Origin of the sequence: Salipiger sp. HF18, assembly GCF_011806505.1 — a bacterium.
Classification (GTDB): Bacteria; Pseudomonadota; Alphaproteobacteria; order Rhodobacterales; family Rhodobacteraceae; genus Salipiger; species Salipiger thiooxidans.
Window position 1 is genome coordinate 1 of the sequence record NZ_JAATOS010000053.1, and the last position, 16,674, is coordinate 16,674.

At 69.9% G+C, this 16,674-nt stretch carries 15 protein-coding genes; 5 read left to right on the top strand and 10 right to left on the bottom strand.

Going from position 1 to position 16,674, the window contains the following annotated elements; all coding sequences use genetic code 11:
- The coding region (locus HC022_RS07730) for an isocitrate/isopropylmalate family dehydrogenase (protein ID WP_254884989.1) at positions 1–190 on the bottom strand (190 nt) is incomplete at its 3' end.
- 56 nt (positions 191–246) lie between these two features.
- Positions 247–1,146 (bottom strand): LysR family transcriptional regulator, encoded by a 900-nt coding sequence (locus HC022_RS07735; protein ID WP_167452027.1) that lies wholly within the window; start codon positions 1,144–1,146, stop codon positions 247–249.
- Here HC022_RS07735 and HC022_RS07740 point away from each other — a divergent pair.
- Positions 1,145–2,059: an epimerase gene (locus tag HC022_RS07740; protein ID WP_167452028.1), complete on the top strand. Its 915-nt coding sequence runs from the start codon at positions 1,145–1,147 to the stop codon at positions 2,057–2,059. The genes HC022_RS07735 and HC022_RS07740 overlap by 2 nt on opposite strands.
- Here HC022_RS07740 and HC022_RS07745 read toward each other — a convergent pair.
- Together HC022_RS07745 and HC022_RS07750 are read right to left on the bottom strand one after the other, a co-directional pair.
- On the bottom strand, positions 1,998–2,939 hold the full coding sequence (locus HC022_RS07745; RefSeq protein WP_368484629.1) for an endonuclease/exonuclease/phosphatase family protein: 942 nt from the start codon (positions 2,937–2,939) through the stop codon (positions 1,998–2,000). The two genes, HC022_RS07740 and HC022_RS07745, sit on opposite strands and share 62 nt — an antisense overlap.
- The gene (locus tag HC022_RS07750) at positions 2,936–3,961 is read right to left on the bottom strand and encodes a hypothetical protein (protein WP_368484628.1); all 1,026 of its coding nucleotides are present in this window, start codon (positions 3,959–3,961) and stop codon (positions 2,936–2,938) included. The genes HC022_RS07745 and HC022_RS07750 overlap by 4 nt, the downstream gene beginning before the upstream one ends.
- A 172-nt stretch (positions 3,962–4,133) precedes the next feature.
- On the opposite strand from HC022_RS07750, the gene HC022_RS07755 reads away from it, so the two are divergent.
- On the top strand, positions 4,134–4,787 hold the full coding sequence (locus tag HC022_RS07755; RefSeq protein ID WP_167452035.1) for a CoA transferase subunit A: 654 nt from the start codon (positions 4,134–4,136) through the stop codon (positions 4,785–4,787).
- Positions 4,787–5,467, top strand: a complete 681-nt coding sequence (locus HC022_RS07760) for a 3-oxoacid CoA-transferase subunit B (RefSeq protein ID WP_083791766.1) — start codon at positions 4,787–4,789, stop codon at positions 5,465–5,467. The genes HC022_RS07755 and HC022_RS07760 overlap by 1 nt, the downstream gene beginning before the upstream one ends.
- 281 nt (positions 5,468–5,748) lie before the next feature.
- Here HC022_RS07760 and leuD read toward each other — a convergent pair whose 3' ends face one another.
- Genes leuD through leuC form a run of 3 tightly spaced genes read right to left on the bottom strand, consistent with a single transcriptional unit; the run spans position 5,749 to position 7,926 of the window.
- Positions 5,749–6,354, bottom strand: coding sequence for a 3-isopropylmalate dehydratase small subunit (gene leuD / locus HC022_RS07765; protein ID WP_008884782.1), 606 nt, complete (start codon positions 6,352–6,354; stop codon positions 5,749–5,751).
- 28 nt (positions 6,355–6,382) lie between these two features.
- A complete protein-coding gene (locus HC022_RS29630; RefSeq protein WP_303049055.1) occupies positions 6,383–6,505 on the bottom strand; it encodes a hypothetical protein in 123 nt (40 codons plus the stop codon).
- A complete protein-coding gene (gene leuC / locus HC022_RS07770) occupies positions 6,505–7,926 on the bottom strand; it encodes a 3-isopropylmalate dehydratase large subunit (protein WP_008884043.1) in 1,422 nt (473 codons plus the stop codon). The genes HC022_RS29630 and leuC overlap by 1 nt, the downstream gene beginning before the upstream one ends.
- A 325-nt stretch (positions 7,927–8,251) precedes the next feature.
- Here leuC and HC022_RS07775 point away from each other — a divergent pair, with 325 nt between their 5' ends.
- The gene (locus HC022_RS07775; protein WP_008884344.1) at positions 8,252–9,598 is read left to right on the top strand and encodes a mechanosensitive ion channel family protein; all 1,347 of its coding nucleotides are present in this window, start codon (positions 8,252–8,254) and stop codon (positions 9,596–9,598) included.
- A 505-nt stretch (positions 9,599–10,103) separates the two neighbouring features.
- Positions 10,104–11,282 carry an acetyl-CoA C-acyltransferase family protein gene (locus HC022_RS07780; protein WP_167452030.1) on the top strand — a complete coding sequence of 393 codons (1,179 nt, stop codon included), beginning with the start codon at positions 10,104–10,106 and terminating at the stop codon, positions 11,280–11,282.
- Positions 11,283–11,354: 72 nt separating this feature from the next.
- Here HC022_RS07780 and pbpC read toward each other — a convergent pair whose 3' ends face one another.
- The 3 genes from pbpC to HC022_RS07795 form a co-directional block, all read right to left on the bottom strand.
- Positions 11,355–13,373 carry a penicillin-binding protein 1C gene (gene pbpC / locus HC022_RS07785; RefSeq protein ID WP_167452031.1) on the bottom strand — a complete coding sequence of 673 codons (2,019 nt, stop codon included), beginning with the start codon at positions 13,371–13,373 and terminating at the stop codon, positions 11,355–11,357.
- Positions 13,366–13,917 carry a putative glycolipid-binding domain-containing protein gene (locus HC022_RS07790; RefSeq protein WP_167452032.1) on the bottom strand — a complete coding sequence of 184 codons (552 nt, stop codon included), beginning with the start codon at positions 13,915–13,917 and terminating at the stop codon, positions 13,366–13,368. The genes pbpC and HC022_RS07790 overlap by 8 nt, the downstream gene beginning before the upstream one ends.
- The coding region (locus HC022_RS07795) for an alpha-2-macroglobulin (RefSeq protein WP_167452033.1) at positions 13,914–16,674 on the bottom strand (2,761 nt) is incomplete at its 5' end. The genes HC022_RS07790 and HC022_RS07795, both read right to left, overlap by 4 nt.

Genomic DNA, 16,674 nt, shown 5'->3' on the forward strand with positions numbered 1-16,674 from the left:
CCTTGGCCATGGTGTCGTCATGCAGCGGCGTGCCGTGCTTGTCGTAGGCGGCGCCGCCCACGAGATCCTCGCTCACATCGAAGGTGAGGCCGCGCTTGTCGCCATACCAGTCGATGATCCGCCGCACCTCGGCCATGACTTCGGGGCCGATGCCGTCGCCCGGCAGGATCAGAAGCGAAGGGTTGCTCATGGGAATATCCTCTCCTCGGAATGTCCCGCATCGGGTATCCCTTGGGGCCGGAATGGTCAAGAAAACAACGGTGATAACCCGTCTTCCAGAAGCTCCCGGACCCGCGCGATGCGCGGCGTGCGCCGCATCGCTTCGTGCACCGTTAGATAGACCGGAAGCCCCGGCAGCCGCAGCCCGGGAAACAGTCGCTCGAGCCGCGGATCGCGGTCGGCGATGTTGCATTGCAGCACCCCGATGCCGCAGCCCGAGGCCACCAGCTCGTAGCCGGTCACGAAGTCGTCGCAGCGGGTGCTGAACCAGTCGCGGGTCGCCGGCAGCCCCATGCCGCGCATGGCGCGGAGCATCATGTCCCGGCGGTCGAGCCCCACCAGATCGCTCTGCCAGAGCGTGTCCGGGCGCCCCCGGCGATCGAGGTAGTCCCGGGCGGCATAGACGCCCATCTCGAGATCGCCGAGGTGGCGCAACACGAGGTCGAGCTGCTCGGGGCGGTACATGCGGACGGCAATGTCGGCCTCGCGGTAGTGCTGGTTCTCGGTCTGGTCTGTCGGCACGAGGTCGATGGCAATCTCGGGCTCGAGCGTCCGGATACGGGCGATGATCGGCGGCAGGTGGTAGTGGGCGGACATCACGCTCGCGGCGATCCGCACCGTGCCCGCCAGCCGCTCGGAGCGACCCTCCGCCGCCAGCCGCAGCGACTGCAGGCTGTCGCGCATTGCCTGCGCATGGGGCAGGAGCGCGGCACCGGTCTCGGTGAGGTCGAGCCCGCGCGGCTGGCGCCGGAACAGCTCGACCCCGAGCTGCCGCTCGATCCCGCGCACCTGCCGGCCGACAGTGGGCTGGCTGGTGCCGAGACGCGTCGCAGCGGCCGAGAGCGAGCCATGCTCGGCCACCGCGAGGAAGGTCTGCACCAGCGACCAGTCGAGAGAGTTGATCGAAACAGCGACGGAGGGTGACATGACGGGCACGGTACTCATTCTGGGCGGCCACGGACGCTTCGGCGGCCACGTGGCGCAGGCCTTCTGGAACGCCGGCTGGAAAGTCGCGCTCTACCGTCGTGGCGCCAGCCTGCGCGCTGCCGCCGAGGGCGCCGACGTGATCGTCAACGGCTGGCACGTGTCCTACCAGCGCTGGGAGGCCGAGATGCCGGCGCTCACCGACCGGCTCATCGACGCCGCGCGCAGTTCGGGCGCATCCATCCTTCAGCCGGCCAACGTCTACGTCTTTGGCGAGGGCGCGCCCGAGCTTCTCGGCACCGACACGCCGCACCGCGCCCGCAACCGGCTCGGGCGGGTGCGGATCGAGATGGAAGAGCGCCTGCGCGACTCCGGCCTGCCGGTGATCCTGCTGCGGGCGGGCGATTTCCTCGACGACCAGCCGTCGGGCAACTGGTTCGACAAGGTGATGGTCCCCGACCTTCGGAAGGGCACTCTGACCTGGCCGGGCAACCCGATGATCCCACACGCCTGGGCCTGGCTGCCCGACCTCGCAGAAGCGGCGCGGATGCTGGCCGACTGCCGCACCGAACTGCCGCGCTTCGCCGACATCCCCTTCCCCGGCTTCACGCTCTCCGGTCAGGAGATGGCGGCGCAACTCGGCCGCATCGTCGGGCGCGACATCGCGATCCGACCGCTGCGCTGGTGGATGCTGCAGCTTGCCCAGCCGGTCTGCGGCACCGCCGGAGGGCTGCTCGAGATGCGCTATCTCTGGGACATGCCGCACCGGCTCGACCCGGCGCCGCTGGCGACGCTGCTGCCGGAGTTCCGCCCCACCCCGGTCGACGAGGCGCTGCGCCGCGCCACCGCGCATCTCACGGCAGGGACAGGGTCACGGACACCAGCCGATGCCGCTGCCCCTCGACGGGCGGCCTGACCTCGGCCCCGATGACCTCGAGCCCGGCGGCGGGGAGGATGTAGCTCACCCGCATCGGGCCCGGGCCGTCCCAGACCACCGTCGGCGCATCGGGCAGCGGATCCTGCACCCGCGGGTCCGCGAGCACCTGCGCGATGGCCTCGTGGCGGCCGTCGCCCCGCACCGGGTCGACGTTGGCATTGCCGATCAACACCGGAGCACCGGGCAACGCACAACCGAGCCCGCCGTCGAGGCACTGCATCCAGAGCCCCAGCTCATCGTGGTTGCGGCGCCCGTTGCGGTCCTCGGGCCCGTCGAAGACCGGCGGGGTCGCAGCCCATGCCAGCAACGCCAGCGGCGTGCTCCCGGTGTCGAGCGACAGCACCCAATGCGCCGAGGAGGACAGCCGCTGCACCTTTGGCGCCGGGTCCTCCGCCTGCCGCAGGTTTCCTGGCAGGTCGCTCCAGAGCAGGTCGGTGAACGCCGCCACCAGCGACAGCGGGCGCGTCGACAGAACCGCCATGCCGCCCTGCCCCGAGAACTCGCCATACCCCTGCGCATCGCGCGGCCCGCCGAGCAGCCCGTCCCCGTCGAGATCCAGCCCCGTCGGCGTTCCCGCGTTCGGCCGCCGCGCGAACCGGTGCGGATAGCGCGCCCCCGCGGCCTCCAGCGCGTCGGCCAGTGCCCCAAGCGCGACACTGCCGTGATCGTAGTCCACATCCGTCAGCAGCAGCACGTCGGGCGCGACCTCGGCGATCTCAGTCATCACCGCCGCAAGCTCTCCGTCGCCAATGTCGCGCAGCAGCAGGCCGGGACCGTCGCGCGACAGGTCCGCGTTCCAGGTGGCAAGGCTCAGGGGGTCGGCATGCAGCGCCCCGGCAAGGAGCAGCGAGACGATCAGGCCGCCTGCAGATCCGCCTGCGCGTGGGCGCGGCGACGCTTTTCCTCGATCAGGCCGGCGATCCGCCCCAGCGCCACGCCGCGCATGATCAGGCTTGCGGGAAGAAAGGCCCATGCGCTCATCGTCCAGATCATCGTCTGTGCATTGGCCAGCGACAGCGGGTCGATCATCTCGGACGCCAGCTCCATCACCGCCGGAATAACGAATGGCAGAAGAAACCCTAAGGCGACGTTAACGTGGGCGTCCCGACGCAGGCGATAGAGGATATCCGCACCGGCGGTCGGGTCGAAGAGCGGCAGGTTCACCCAGAAATTGAACGCTCCGTTGCGGATCGGCCAGTTCAGCACCCGCACGATCACGACAAACGAAAGAACGGCAATCAGCGACACGAGATAGGACAGCCCCGCCCCGATGCGCACCATCCCGACCCGCTCTGGCCGCATGTCCCTGTCCGCCGCCAGCACCATCAGCCGCACCGGCGAATAGGGGAAATCGAGCAGCTGTCCCACACCGGCACCGAACCCCGCCAGCGCCGCGCCGAGCCGCGTCGGATGCACGTCCTGCCGCCAGATCAGCACCAGCACCAGCACCGTGACGAAGAGCGCCACGAAACGCAGGCGGTTGAACGGCGGCGCGTCTCGGAACTCGATGAACGAGGGGTAGTCCCCGACATATTCGACGAAGGGGAGGAAGGCCGCGACCAGGGCCAGCAGCGCGATCATCTGGGATCCGTCCGCGGTCACCCCCGGCAGGAACACCGCAGGCATCGCGATCAGGAACGCGATGAGAAAGGCCCGCGCACCGGCCTGCACCAAACGCTTGAACACCACCCAAACCCCTTCGGTCGCGCCGGGCCCTGATCCGTATCGGGGCCCCGCTTGTACCTGATCCCGCAAACAGACGCGGCGCATCTCACTTTTGCCCAATTTCTGCCCACATTCCCCGGGCTCAGCAAGGAACTCTTCAGCTAGGCGCCCGGAATGCGATACTTTCGTGGAGGAAACGGTGCCTTTTTGCATCATTGTTACGCCGCCGTTGCGCAGATGCTCCAGGGAGCCACAAGGTGTTGAAAAGTCGCGGGTCTTCGCCTGTTCGACCGAATTTCGAGGGGTTTGATCTAACGCGGGGCCGAATGAGTCAAACAGGGGTTGAACGGGCCGTGACTATACTGGGCCGATCAGGAGGGACGTGAAGATGCATCTGGCGATTACAACTGAAGAAGCCGTCGCGATGATTCCCGACGGCGCGCGCGTGATGCTCTCGGGCTTCATGGGCGTCGGAACCCCGGACGGTCTGGTCCGGGCGCTGGCCGCGGCCGGCAAGAAGGACCTGACCATGATCGTCAACGACGCGGCACGCCCGGACACCGGGGTCGGCCCGCTGGTGGCCGCCGGCTGCGTGCGCAAGTTCATCGGCAGCCACATCGGCGTGAACCCGGTGCTGCAGGAGAAGATGCACGCGGGCGAGATCGAGGTCGAGCTGGTGCCGCAGGGCACGCTGGTCGAACGCATCCGCGCCGCGGGCATGGGCCTTGGCGGCGTGCTCACCCCCACCGGGCTCGGCACGCTGGTGGCCGAGGGCAAGCCGACCGTCGAGGTCGAGGGCAAGACCTACCTGCTCGAGCCGCCGCTGCGCGCGGATTTCGCGCTGATCGCGGCACGGAGCTGCGATTACGTGGGCAACCTGACCTACATGCTCTCGGCGACGAACTTCAATCCGATCATGGCGCTGGCGGGCGAGGTGGTGATCGCCGAGCCGGAAGAGATCGTGCCGGTGGGGGTGATCCCCCCGGACGCGGTCAAGACCCCCGGCGTGCTCGTCGACCATGTGATCAAGAGGGCTGCGTGATGAAAGACATCCAGATCATGGATCCGAGGGAGATCATCGCCCGCCGGGTGTCGCTCGAGATCCGGCCGAAAATGCTGGTGAACCTCGGGATCGGCATTCCGACGCTGGTCTCGGACCACCTCGACGAAAGCATGGGCGTGTTCTTCCAGTCCGAGAACGGCGTGGTCGGGCTCGGCCACCGTCCGCCCGAGGGCATGACCGACCGCCACCTCACCGACGCCGGCGGCAGCTTCACCTCCGCCGTGCCCGGCGCCTCGATCATCGACTCGGCGTTTTCGTTCGGGCTGATCCGCGGCGGCCACCTCGACCTGACGGTGCTGGGCGGGCTGCAGGTGGACGCACAGGGGCATCTGGCGAACTGGATGATCCCCGGCGTCTTCGTGCCCGGCATGGGCGGCGCCATGGATCTGGTGACCGGCGCCAGGAAGGTGATCGTGGCGATGATCCACTCGACGAAGGGCAAGTCGAAGATCGTGCAGGAATGCAACCTGCCGGTGACCTCGCAACGGCGGGTCGATCTGATCGTGACCGAGAAGGCGGTGATACAGCCTCGCGACGACGGGCTTCACCTGCTCGAGACCGGTCCGGGGATCAGCGTCGCCGAGGTCGAGGCCGACACCGAGGCGCAGCTCATCATCGAGGGCGACATCCCGGAGATGGACCTCTCCCGCACAACCTGAACAGGCCTATGAATCACGGCGGGGCCGCGACGCGCGGTCGCGCCGACACAGCGCGTGCCGGTCGCCCCGTCAGGCACCCCTGCCCGCACAGGTGAAACCATCTGAAAAATCCGGACAGATGCCCGACGTCCGTCCCCGCAGGACCACGTCCGCCTCTTCATCTTGCCAGAAAAACTCCCGCCGGAGGCGTCCGGACCCCTGCCACACGCACCTGCGCCGGAAAACGGAAAGGCAGGGCGGCCACGAACCGCCCTGCCCCGCAGAGTGCATCCTGCCCGGGATCAGACCCAGGGACGGCTTTGCGCGGCCTCGGCCTCGAAGCTGTCGATGGCGCCGACCTTCTCCATGGTCAGACCCACGTCATCGAGCCCCTCGAGCAGGCAGTGCTTGCGGAACGGGTCGACCTCGAAGGCGAATTCCTCGCCATCCGAGGTGGTGACCACCTGCCGCTCGAGATCCACGGTCATGCGGGCGTTGGAGCCCTTGTCGGCGTCTTTCATCAGCACGTCGACAACCTCCTGCGGCATCACGATCGGCAGCATGCCGTTCTTGAAGCAGTTGTTGTAGAAGATGTCGGCGAAGGAGGTGGAGATCACCGCCTTGATGCCGAAATCCGCAAGCGCCCACGGCGCGTGCTCGCGCGAGGAGCCGCAGCCGAAGTTGTCGCCGGCCACGATGACCTGCGCGTCCCGGTACTGCGGCTTGTTGAGCACGAAATCGGGGTTCTCGGAACCGTCGTCGAGATAGCGCATCTCGTCGAAGGCATGGACCCCGAGGCCCGAGCGCTTGATCGTCTTCAGGAACTGCTTGGGGATGATCATGTCGGTGTCGATGTTCACCAGCGGCATGGGCGCCGCGATCCCCGTCAGTTTTTCGAACTTTTCCATATGTCTTGTCCTATTGTCAGGACGCCCGTCACCCGGCGGTGAAGGGGCCCGCGTAGGGGGTGCCCTCGACGTCCCATGCCTCCCGCGCCCCGGCGGCGGCAAGAGCCGCCGGCGAGGCGAGACAGGTCATGAGGACGGCAAGGCGCGTCATCAGGCGGTTTCTTTCTCGCTCATCAGTTCGCGCACGTCGGTCAGGTGGCCGGTGATCGCCGCCGCCGCCGCCATCGCGGGCGACATCAGGTGGGTACGACCGCCCTTGCCCTGACGCCCCTCGAAGTTGCGGTTCGAGGTGGCCGCGCAGCGCTCGCCCGGAGACAGCTGGTCGGGGTTCATGGCAAGGCACATGGAGCAGCCCGCCATCCGCCATTCGAAACCGGCATCGATGAAGATCTGGGCGAGGCCCTCTTCCTCGGCCTGGGCACGGACGAGGCCCGAGCCGGGCACGACCATGGCACGCATGCCGTCCTTGATCTTCTTGCCCTTCAGAATCTCGGCCGCGGCGCGCAGGTCCTCGATCCGGCCGTTGGTGCAGGAGCCGATGAAGACCGTGTCGATCTTGATGTCGGTGAGCTTCTGCCCGGCTTCGAGGCCCATGTACTGAAGCGCGCGCTTGGCCGCCTCGACCTTGCCGCCGGTGAAGTCCTCGGGCGCAGGCACGGTGCTCGAGATCGGCAGCACGTCCTCGGGCGAGGTGCCCCAGGTGACGACCGGCGCGATGTCCTCGCCGCGGATGGTGACGACCTTGTCCCAATGCGCGTCGTCATCGGAGTAGAGCGTCTTCCACCACGCCAGCGCGGCCTCGAACTGGGCGCCCTTCGGCGCGTGCGGGCGGCCCTTGACGTATTCGAAGGTGGTCTCGTCCGGCGCGATCAGGCCGGCGCGGGCGCCGCCCTCGATGGCCATGTTGCAGACCGTCATCCGGCCTTCCATCGACAGCGACCGGATGGCCTCGCCGCAGTACTCGATGACGTAGCCGGTGCCGCCGCCGGTGCCGGTGTGGCCGATGACCGAGAGCGTGATGTCCTTGGCGGTGACGCCAGGACGCAGCTGGCCGGTGATCTCGACCTTCATGTTCTTGGACTTGGACTGGATCAGCGTCTGCGTGGCGAGCACGTGCTCGACCTCGGAGGTGCCGATGCCGTGGGCCAGCGCGCCAAAGGCACCGTGGGTGGCGGTGTGGCTGTCACCGCAGACCACGGTCATGCCGGGCAGCGTCCAGCCCTGTTCGGGGCCGACGATGTGCACGATGCCCTGACGGATATCGCTCACCGGGTAGTAGTTGACGCCGAATTCGCGGGCGTTCTTGTCGAGCGCCTCGACCTGGATGCGGCTTTCCTCGTTCTCGATGCCGTTCTCACGGTCGGTCGTGGTCGGCACGTTGTGGTCGGGCACGGCGATGGTGCGCTGCGGGGCGCGGACCGTGCGACCGGTCATGCGCAGCCCTTCGAAGGCCTGCGGCGAGGTCACCTCGTGCACGAGGTGACGGTCGATGTAGAGCAGGCAGGTGCCGTCTTCGTCCCGCTGGACGACATGGGCGTCCCAGATCTTGTCGTAGAGTGTCTTGCCGGACATGGGTTCCTCTCCGGAATTTGGAATGGTCTTGCAGGCTGGGCGCAGGTCAGATGTCCCGCGCCGGGGCGGGCGTGACAGGCTTATAGCCGCGCGAGCACCGAAAAGGTGGCGCCGTAGAACCGTTCGCGCAAACGCACGCGGTCGCCGAGGTCGAGAACCCGAGTCATGACAGGCGAGATACAGGGTCTCCCCTCTCCGATCAAGGGGAACGACGGCCCCGGCCCGTCACGGCCCCGGCCTCGCAAGCGGGCCCGGGGCTGTCATGGGACTTGCCCGAGCGCCGGCGCGATGCAAGTCTTGGGTTCGGAAGGAGGACCGCCACACGATGAACCCGCTTGACGCCACGGGCGACCAGACCCCGTTCGAGGCCCTTCGCGCCATCGCGCTGCAGCTGCTGTCGCAGGGCGAGACCTACGCGGGCATCTTCCTCAGGCCCTGGAACTTCTACCAGGTCGGCATCGCGCTCGCGGTCTTCGTCGTGGCCCATATCCTCGCGCAGCTGGTGACGCCCCACATGCGGGAATGGATGCGCACCCGCGAGGGCTGGCCCGCGTGGCGCCTGCGCATCCTGATCGTGTTGCAGCGCCGGCTGCGGATGATCTTCTTCGTGATCCTGATCTGGCACGTGATCGGCATCATGAAGCAGCTCACATGGCCGTCACGCTCCTACCTGCTGACCATCATCGCCGAGCTCGGCACCGCGTGGCTGTTGATCGCGCTCGCGACCCGGCTGATCCGCAACCCGACGCTGCGGCTGCTGGTGCGCTACTCCGCCTGGGCCTGGGTGACGATCTCGATCCTCGGGCTCGCCGATGAGACGCAGGCCGTGCTCGACGGGCTCGCCATCGAGATCGGCAGCACGCGGCTCTCGATCTGGCTGATGCTGCAGGCCGCGGCGCTGTTGATCGCGCTGGTGGCCGCGGCGCGCTTCCTGGCGGCGGCCGCCGCCGCGAACATCCGTCAGAACGAGAACATGAGCCCCTCGATGCAGGTGCTCTCGGTGAAGTTCCTGCAGGTGGCGCTCTACGGTGCGGCCTTCTTCCTCGCGCTGAAGCTGGTGGGCGTCGACCTGACCGGCCTTGCGGTGCTGTCCGGCGCGATCGGCGTCGGTCTCGGCTTCGGCCTGCAGAAGGTGGTCTCGAACCTCGTGAGCGGCGTGATCATCCTGCTCGACAAGTCGATCAAGCCCGGCGACGTGATCTCGCTTGGCGACACCTTTGGCTGGATCAACGCGCTCGGCGCCCGCTATGTCTCGATCACCACCCGCGACGGCAAGGAATACCTGATCCCGAACGAGGACCTGATCACCGGTCAGGTGGTGAACTGGTCGCATTCCAACGAGTTTGTCAGGCTCGACATCTCCTTCGGCACCTCCTACGGCGACGATCCCCATGCCGTGCGCAAGATCGCGGTCGAGGCCGCGCTGGGGGTGGACCGGGTGCTCGCCAATCGCCCGCCGGTCTGTCACATCGTGGGCTTCGGAGACAGCTCTGTGGATTACATCCTGCGGTTCTGGATCCGCGACCCGACGGGCGGGCTCACCAACATCCGCGGCAACGTCTACCTGGCGCTCTGGGACGCGTTCAAGGAAAACGACATCTCGATCCCCTTCCCCCAGCGCGAGGTCCGCGTGCTGAACGAGAGCCTGCCGGTGGCGCGCACTCCGGACTGATCTGTCCGGTCGCTGACAGATCGGCAACGGGCGGCTCGTCGTCTGGGCGTTGGACATCCGGTCGCTCTGCGGTTGCCTCTTCGGCACCCGGCCGCTCGGCGTCGGGCTTTTCAGCGTCAGGCCATTCGCCGTTCCGTTCGGCACAACCTGCTGAGGCGGGCGTTTACCGTTCCGCAAGCCGAGTCGGGCCAAGCTGTTGTCATGAGACAGCGAACCGACGATTGGCGCGATGCCGCCAGCCCCCCTCATGGCAAGGCGTCCGGCCTGCATGTGCCGCAGCGCAGCCCCGACCCGGACGCGGCGCTCCCGATCTCCGCACCACTCCGAACGTTGCGGCTGACCGGTCCACCGCCCAGGCGCCGCGGCCATTCGCGCGGTCCCCCCGCCCCCTGCCCGCGCTGACGGGGGTCCGGACGGCAAATTCCGCCAATGACGGCGCGTCGCGGCTGACATCCGCGACCGCTGCCACCATAGTGCGCCTCGACCAATTAAGGGAGGCGTCATCATGACGGAAGAGATCGTCATTCTCGGCGGTGCGCGCACCGCCATCGGCACGTTCGGCGGAGCATTGGCCGGCGTGCCGCCCATCGACCTTGCCACCACCGCCGCAAAGGCGGCGCTCGAACGCTCGGGCGTCGAGGGCGCACAGCTCGGCCACGTGGTCTTCGGCCACATCATCAACACCGAGCCGCGCGACATGTATCTCAGCCGCGTCGCCGCGATGCAGGCCGGCGCCCCCGAGAGCGTGCCCGCGATGAACGTGAACCGGCTCTGCGGCTCGGGCGTGCAGGCCATCGTCTCGGCGGCGCAGTCGCTGATGTTGGGAGATGCCGATTTCGCACTGGCGGGCGGCGCCGAGTGCATGTCGCGCTCGCCCTACATCCTCCAAGACCAGCGCTGGGGCCGCAAGATGGGCGACATCCGCACCGTCGACATGATGCTTGGCGCGCTCAGCTGCCCGTTCGGCACCGGCCACATGGGCGTCACCGCCGAGAACGTGGCCTCCGAGCACGGCATCAGCCGCGAAGCTCAGGATGCCTTCGCCGTCGAGAGCCAGGCCCGCGCCGCCAAGGCCATCGCCGAGGGCCGTTTCCGCGACCAGATCGTCCCGGTCGAAATCGCCTCGCGCAAGGGCACGATCAGCTTCGACACCGACGAGCACCCCAAGCCGACCACGCCCGAGACCCTCGCGGGGCTGCGCCCGGCGTTCCAGAAGGACGGCAGCGTCACCGCCGGCAACGCCAGCGGCATCAACGACGGCGCTGCGGCGCTGGTGCTGGCCCGCGCCTCGGCCGCCCGTGACGCCGGGCTCACGCCGCGCGCGCGCATCCTCGGCTACGCCCATGCCGGCGTCCGCCCCGAGGTGATGGGCGTCGGCCCGATCCCCGCGGTGAAGGCGCTGCTGGCCCGCACCGGGCTGAGCGCCCCGGACTTCGACGTGATCGAGTCGAACGAGGCCTTCGCCGCGCAGGCACTGGCGGTGAATGCCGAGCTGGGTCTCGACCCGGTCAAGGTGAACCCCAACGGCGGAGCCATCGCGCTTGGCCACCCGGTGGGCGCGACCGGCGCGATCCTCACCGTCAAGGCGCTATACGAGCTCGAGCGCATCGGCGGCCGCAAGGCGCTGATCACCATGTGCATCGGCGGCGGCCAGGGCATCGCGCTCGCCATCGAGCGGATCTGATCCCGGGCGCCCTGGCCTGCGAACGCACCACCCTGCGCCCCTGACCGGGGCGCGGGGCAGACCCGGCCGCCGTCAGCGCAGCTCGATCGACACCCGCCCCGACTGCCCGGTGGCGTCGATGACCGACAGCGTGGTGAAGCCCGGCCCCCGGACCGGCGCCACCAGCTCGCCCCCGCGCAGCCGCGTGGCCACCACCTCGCCGTCGGCCAGCAGGGTGAAGGGTGCCACCCCGCCCCGCAGCTTCACCGGCACGCCCTCGTCCCCGGCGATCAGCGCCGCCCCGTCGGGCGGAAAGGTCACGGTCAGCGACGGTTCGGACGCACTGTCCCGCCCGAAGCGCTGCAACGGTACGGGCAGCATGGCGTTGCTCACCAGCAGCGTGTCGGGCGGCGGCGCGGGCAAGGGCTCGGGCGTGACGCGGGCGCGGCCCAGCGCCTCGAAGAGCAAGGGCGCCGCGATGTCGCCGCCGAAGGCCCCCGGCACCGGCGTGCCGTCCGGGCGCCCGATCCAGACACCCGCCACGTAGCGCCCGTCCCAGCCCAGCGCCCAGGCGTCGCGGTGCCCGTAGGACGTGCCGGTCTTGTAGGCCACGCGCCCCGGCGGTCCGGCCTGCGGCGGAGGCGGCAGCCCGGCGAGGATGTGCCCCACCTGCCAGGCGGAGCGGGCGCTCATCAGCCGGGCGGGGGCAGCCTCGGGCGCATCCGCCAGCCAGCGCAGGTCGCGCGCCTCGCCGCCGTTGGCGAGCCCGGCGTAGAGCGTCACCATGTCCCAGAGCGTCAGCCCCACCCCGCCGAGGCTCACCGCCAGCCCCGGCTGGCCGCCCGGCAGCTCGGGGTGCAGCCCCGCCGTCTCGAGCGCGGCCATCAGGTGCGCCGGGCCCATTGCCTCGGTCAGCCGCACCACGGGGATGTTGAGCGACAGCTGCAACGCCCGCGAGACCCGCAGTTCGCCGCGGAACCGACCGTCGAAATTGCGCGGAGCGTAGGTGCCGAACTGCACCGGCGTGTCGGCGATCAGCGTCTCGGGATGCGCCAGCCCGCGGTCGAAGGCGAGCCCGTAGACCAGCGGCTTCAGCGTCGAGCCGGGCGAGCGCAGGGCCCGTGTCATGTCGACGAAACCCTGCCCGCGGGTCTCGGAATAGGCGGGCGAGCCGACGCTGGCGAGCACCTCCCCGTTGCGGTGATCCGCGACGATGAGCGCCATCGACAGGCGCCGGTCGCGCCCGGCCATGTAGTCCGTCGCCAGCCGCTCGAGGCTTTGCTGCAACCCGCGGTCGATGGTCAGGTCGTGCCGCCCCGGCCCCAGCGCCAGCGCGCGGTCGGCCAGATGCGGCGCGATCAGCGGGAAGTCGTGCCGCCCCTCGGGAGAGGGATCGCGCAGGGCGGCACGCGCGGTGTCGCCGTCGATCACCCCGGCCCGCTGCATCCGCGCCAAGACCCGGTCGCGGGCGTCGCGGGCGGCCTGCGGGTGGCGGTCGGGCCGCCGCGCCTCGGGCGCCTGCGGCAGCGCCACCAGAAGCGCCGCCTCGGCGGGCGTGAGCCGCGAGGGCTCCTTGCCGAACCACGCCAGCGTGGCGGCGCGCAGCCCCTCGAGGTTGCCGCCATAGGGTGCGTGTTCGAGGTAGAGCTGCAGGATCTGCGGCTTCGACAGCCGCCGCTCGAGCGCCAGCGCCAGCCGTACCTGCCGCAGCTTGCCCGACCAGGCGCCGGTGGTGCCCTCTTCGAGCAGCCGCGCCACCTGCATGGTCAGCGTCGAGGCCCCCGAGACGATGCGCCCGGCCTGCAGCCCCTGCCACACCGCGCGCGCCGTCGCGATGGCATCGACGCCCGGGTGGTCGGGAAAGCGCCGGTCCTCGTAGGCGATCAGCATGTCGAAGAAGAGCGGGTCCACCTGGTCGAGCGACAGCGCCATGCGCCAGCGCCCGTCGCTCACGGTGTAGGCGCGCAGGAGCTGGCCGTCGCGGTCGCGGATCTCTGTCGAGGCGGCGCGGACCATCACCGGCAGCTCGGTCCGGTCGATCCAGTCGTCGGCCGCGTCCCGGCCCAGAGCCGCCGCCCAAAGGACGACGACAAGCGCGAAAAGCTTACGCATCCGTCTCCCACAGGCCCGGGTAGGTCGTCACGAAGCCGTTTTGGTCCACCACGAGCTGGGTGGCGTAGGCGCTCTGCTCGGCGTGGTAGGAGACGATGTTGCCGCGCTCGCGGATGTAGCTCTGGTCGAGCGGCGACACGGTCGGTCCCGGCAGCCGCAGCCAGGCCGAGCGGGTCGAGAGCCGGCCGACATCGGGCATCCGCCGCAGCGGCATCAGGTTGGTGGCGGGGGTGAAGGCGAAATCCACGTCCTCGCACCCGTCGAGCTGCGGCTGCGGGGCGCCATTCAGCGACCATGCCCCGCCCTCGCAGACGAGCTTCAGCTTAAGCTCGGTGCCGGCGTGGGTGCCGGTCACGTCGGCGCCCAGCGTGCGCCAGTCGGAACCGATGCGCACCACGTAGTCGAGCGCTGCCCAGCCCGCGCCGTCCCGGAACCGCGCGTGGCCGACCAGCATGTATCCCCCGTTGAGAAGGGCAAGGCGGCACTTGTCCTCTCCGTCCCGGTCGAGCGCGCGCCAGCGGGTCGTTGCGATGGTCTCGGTCATTGGATGTCCATGGTTCCAGAGGCGGTGGTTGCGCGGAACTCGGGTCGGTACATGTCCTCGACGAGCGCCGCGGGGTGGTGGAAACGCCCGGGCGAGACCGCCCGCACGATGTAGGCTAGCCGGATCGGCGCGCTTCCCTGCTGGTCGACCGCCGCGAGGAAGCGGTCGCTGCGGAACTCGGCGTGCCGGGTCTCGGCCGGTTCGAGCCAGTCGAGCCCACGGATGTCGCCGGCGCGGATCAGGTTCGGGTTGTCGATCTCGAAACCGGCGGGCAGCGGGTCGTCGACCATCAGCCGCGCGCCGCCGTCCCCGGCCGGGCGCACGGTCAGCACCGCGACCATGCGGTCGCCCTGTGCGACGGGGCCGGTGATCGGCGTGCCGTCCATGGCGAAATACTCGCGCGTCAGGGCATAGCCGTAGCCGCCCGCCTCGGTTGCCCCCTCGGGCACCCCGAGCGCGGTCACTGTCATCGGCACCGGGCCGGCGCCGGTGTTGGTGATCGCCGTGGGGTCGAGCGCGTCGCCCGCGATCCGCCGCACGAAGGGGCCCGCCACGGGGGTTCCGTCCACCGCGATGCCCGAGGCAGCGGGGTCCTGCACCAGCGCATGTGCCGCGAGCAGCGACCAGCTCTGTTCCTGCGTCGAGAGCGGCCGGTCGGCGCTTGCGATGCGGGTCACCAGTGCCTCGCGGTCGACCGCCTGCGAGCGCGCCTCGACCGCCAGCGACAGCACCCCCGCCGCATCGCGCAAAGGCGTGCCGTAGTCGGCGCGCCAGAGCTGTGCCTCGTTCTGCTGCCCCGCGAGCCGGGCGGCAGCCTTGGCGAAGAGCCGGTCGGCGCGGGTCTGGTCGCCGTAGCTTGCCAGCGCCGCCCCGAGCTGCGCCTGCGCCAGCGGCGTCGCCAGCGCCTCGGCGCGTTCGTCGGCGTAGTAGCGCAGGTCGCCGATGGCCGCCTGCCCCGCCCGCGCCAGCACCATGAGCGCATAGGCGATGTCCTCACCTCCATTGTCGAAATCCGGCGCGTAGGCGATGCGGTTCTTGAGGTTGGCCAGCGCCGAAGCGAGCGGCTGGGCCGGCACCTCGATCCCCGCGGTATCGGCCCGGAGCAGGAAGTCGGTGACATAGGCGTCGAGCCAGAAGTCGCCGGAGTCTGCGCTCCAGAGCCCGAAGGCACCGTTCGCGGCCTGCCGGGTCAGCACCCGGGCGATGGCCTGCTTCACCCGCAGACGCGAGCGTTCGGCCCCGCCCAGCCCCAGTGGCTCGGCGATGGAGGACAGGTAGAGCAGCGGCAGCGCCTGCGAGGTCACCTGTTCGGTGCAGCCGTAGGGGTAGCGGTCGAGCGAGGCGAGCAGCCCCGGCGCGTCGAACCGTGCCAGCGGCCCGGCCGAGACGATCACCTCGGCGCTGTCGGGCCGCAACCCGGCCAGCGCCTGTCCGTCGAGTGTGAAGGTCTGGCCCGGGTCGAGCGTGAAGCGCCTTGTGATGCCGACAGACGGATCGTTGGCGCGCACCCCGACCGTCAGCAGCTTGGTCAGCGTCTTGCCGCCGGGCGCGGTGAGCGTCACGCGGATCTGGTGATCGCCGGGCGCGGCGGCGGTGAGCGGCAGCGACAGGCGCTGCGTGGCACCCTGCTCGAGCAGGATCGCGGCAGGCCCGGTCGGCACGTAGACGCCCTCGGCCGTCACCTTGAGCGGCATGGACCCCGTGGGCCCGCTGGCGTGGGTGAACTCGAGCAGCAGCCGGGTCTCGTTGCCGGGCGCGAGGAAGCGCGGCAGCGAGGCGGTCACCACGACCGGGTCGCGCACCAGCACCTCGGCCTCGGCCTCGCCGACGGCACCCTCGCTCCAGGCGATGGCCATGAGCCGCACGGTGCCGTTGAATTCGGGCATGTCGAAGCGCACCTCGGCGCGGCCGTCCGGACCCACCGTCACCGGCCCCGAGAAAAACGCGACCAGCTTCTCGGTCGGTGGCGGCGACTGCAACCGCAGCGATGCATCCGCGTCGCCGCCCGAGCGCAGCGTCCCCATGGCTCCGGTCATGCCGTCGATGAGCCGGCCATAGATGTCGCGGATCTCGACCCCCAGCCGGCGCTGCCCGAAGTAATGCCCCGAGGGGTCGGGGCTGTCGAAGCCGGTGAGGTTGAGGATGCCCACGTCGACGGCGGCCAGCGTCACATGCGCGGTATCGCCCTCGGCCACGCCCGCCACGGTCACGGCGGCGGTCAGCGGGCCGCGCGGGTCGCTCTGGCGCGGCGCCTCGATGGCGACGTCGAGCGAACGTGCGCCGGGCTCGATCCCGGCATGTGCGAGGCCGAGGCTGCGCGCCGGGTTCTGCCCCGCCGCCACGTCCATGGGCCGGATCACCTGCGCGGTGACATAGGCGCCGGCGCCCCATTCCTCGGTGACGGGCAGGTCGATGACCGTCTCGCCCTCGGGCACCTCGACCGCCTTCATCGCGATCACCCGATCCGAGAGCACGGTCACCAGCGCCTTGCCCGCGTAGCGCGGCACGATGCGCAGCTTCGCGGTGTCGCCGGGGCGATAGTCCGGCCGGTCGAGCGAGAGCTCCAGCGTGTCGGGCGTGGCCACCGCGTCGGCAGGGGCGTACCAGCCAGCCTCAAAGCCCACCGAGCTTGCCACGTAGGCGCCGCCCGTGCGCTCGACCACCAGCTCGTATTCGCCCCAATCGACGTCCGCGGCCACCCTCAGCGGCTCGGCGCCCAGCGCTGCGCTGCCCGAGGCCACGGTCTCGCGCGTGGTG

Coding starts and splice junctions, on each gene's coding strand:
- HC022_RS07740 (WP_167452028.1), top strand. CDS start 1,145: ATGACGGGCACGGTACTCATTCTGGGCGGCCACGGACGCTTCGGCGGC.
- HC022_RS07735 (WP_167452027.1), bottom strand. CDS start 1,146: ATGTCACCCTCCGTCGCTGTTTCGATCAACTCTCTCGACTGGTCGCTG.
- HC022_RS07750 (WP_368484628.1), bottom strand. CDS start 3,961: ATGATGCAAAAAGGCACCGTTTCCTCCACGAAAGTATCGCATTCCGGG.
- HC022_RS07755 (WP_167452035.1), top strand. CDS start 4,134: ATGCATCTGGCGATTACAACTGAAGAAGCCGTCGCGATGATTCCCGAC.
- HC022_RS07760 (WP_083791766.1), top strand. CDS start 4,787: ATGAAAGACATCCAGATCATGGATCCGAGGGAGATCATCGCCCGCCGG.
- leuD (WP_008884782.1), bottom strand. CDS start 6,354: ATGGAAAAGTTCGAAAAACTGACGGGGATCGCGGCGCCCATGCCGCTG.
- HC022_RS29630 (WP_303049055.1), bottom strand. CDS start 6,505: ATGACGCGCCTTGCCGTCCTCATGACCTGTCTCGCCTCGCCGGCGGCT.
- leuC (WP_008884043.1), bottom strand. CDS start 7,926: ATGTCCGGCAAGACACTCTACGACAAGATCTGGGACGCCCATGTCGTC.
- HC022_RS07775 (WP_008884344.1), top strand. CDS start 8,252: ATGAACCCGCTTGACGCCACGGGCGACCAGACCCCGTTCGAGGCCCTT.
- HC022_RS07780 (WP_167452030.1), top strand. CDS start 10,104: ATGACGGAAGAGATCGTCATTCTCGGCGGTGCGCGCACCGCCATCGGC.
- pbpC (WP_167452031.1), bottom strand. CDS start 13,373: ATGCGTAAGCTTTTCGCGCTTGTCGTCGTCCTTTGGGCGGCGGCTCTG.
- HC022_RS07790 (WP_167452032.1), bottom strand. CDS start 13,917: ATGACCGAGACCATCGCAACGACCCGCTGGCGCGCGCTCGACCGGGAC.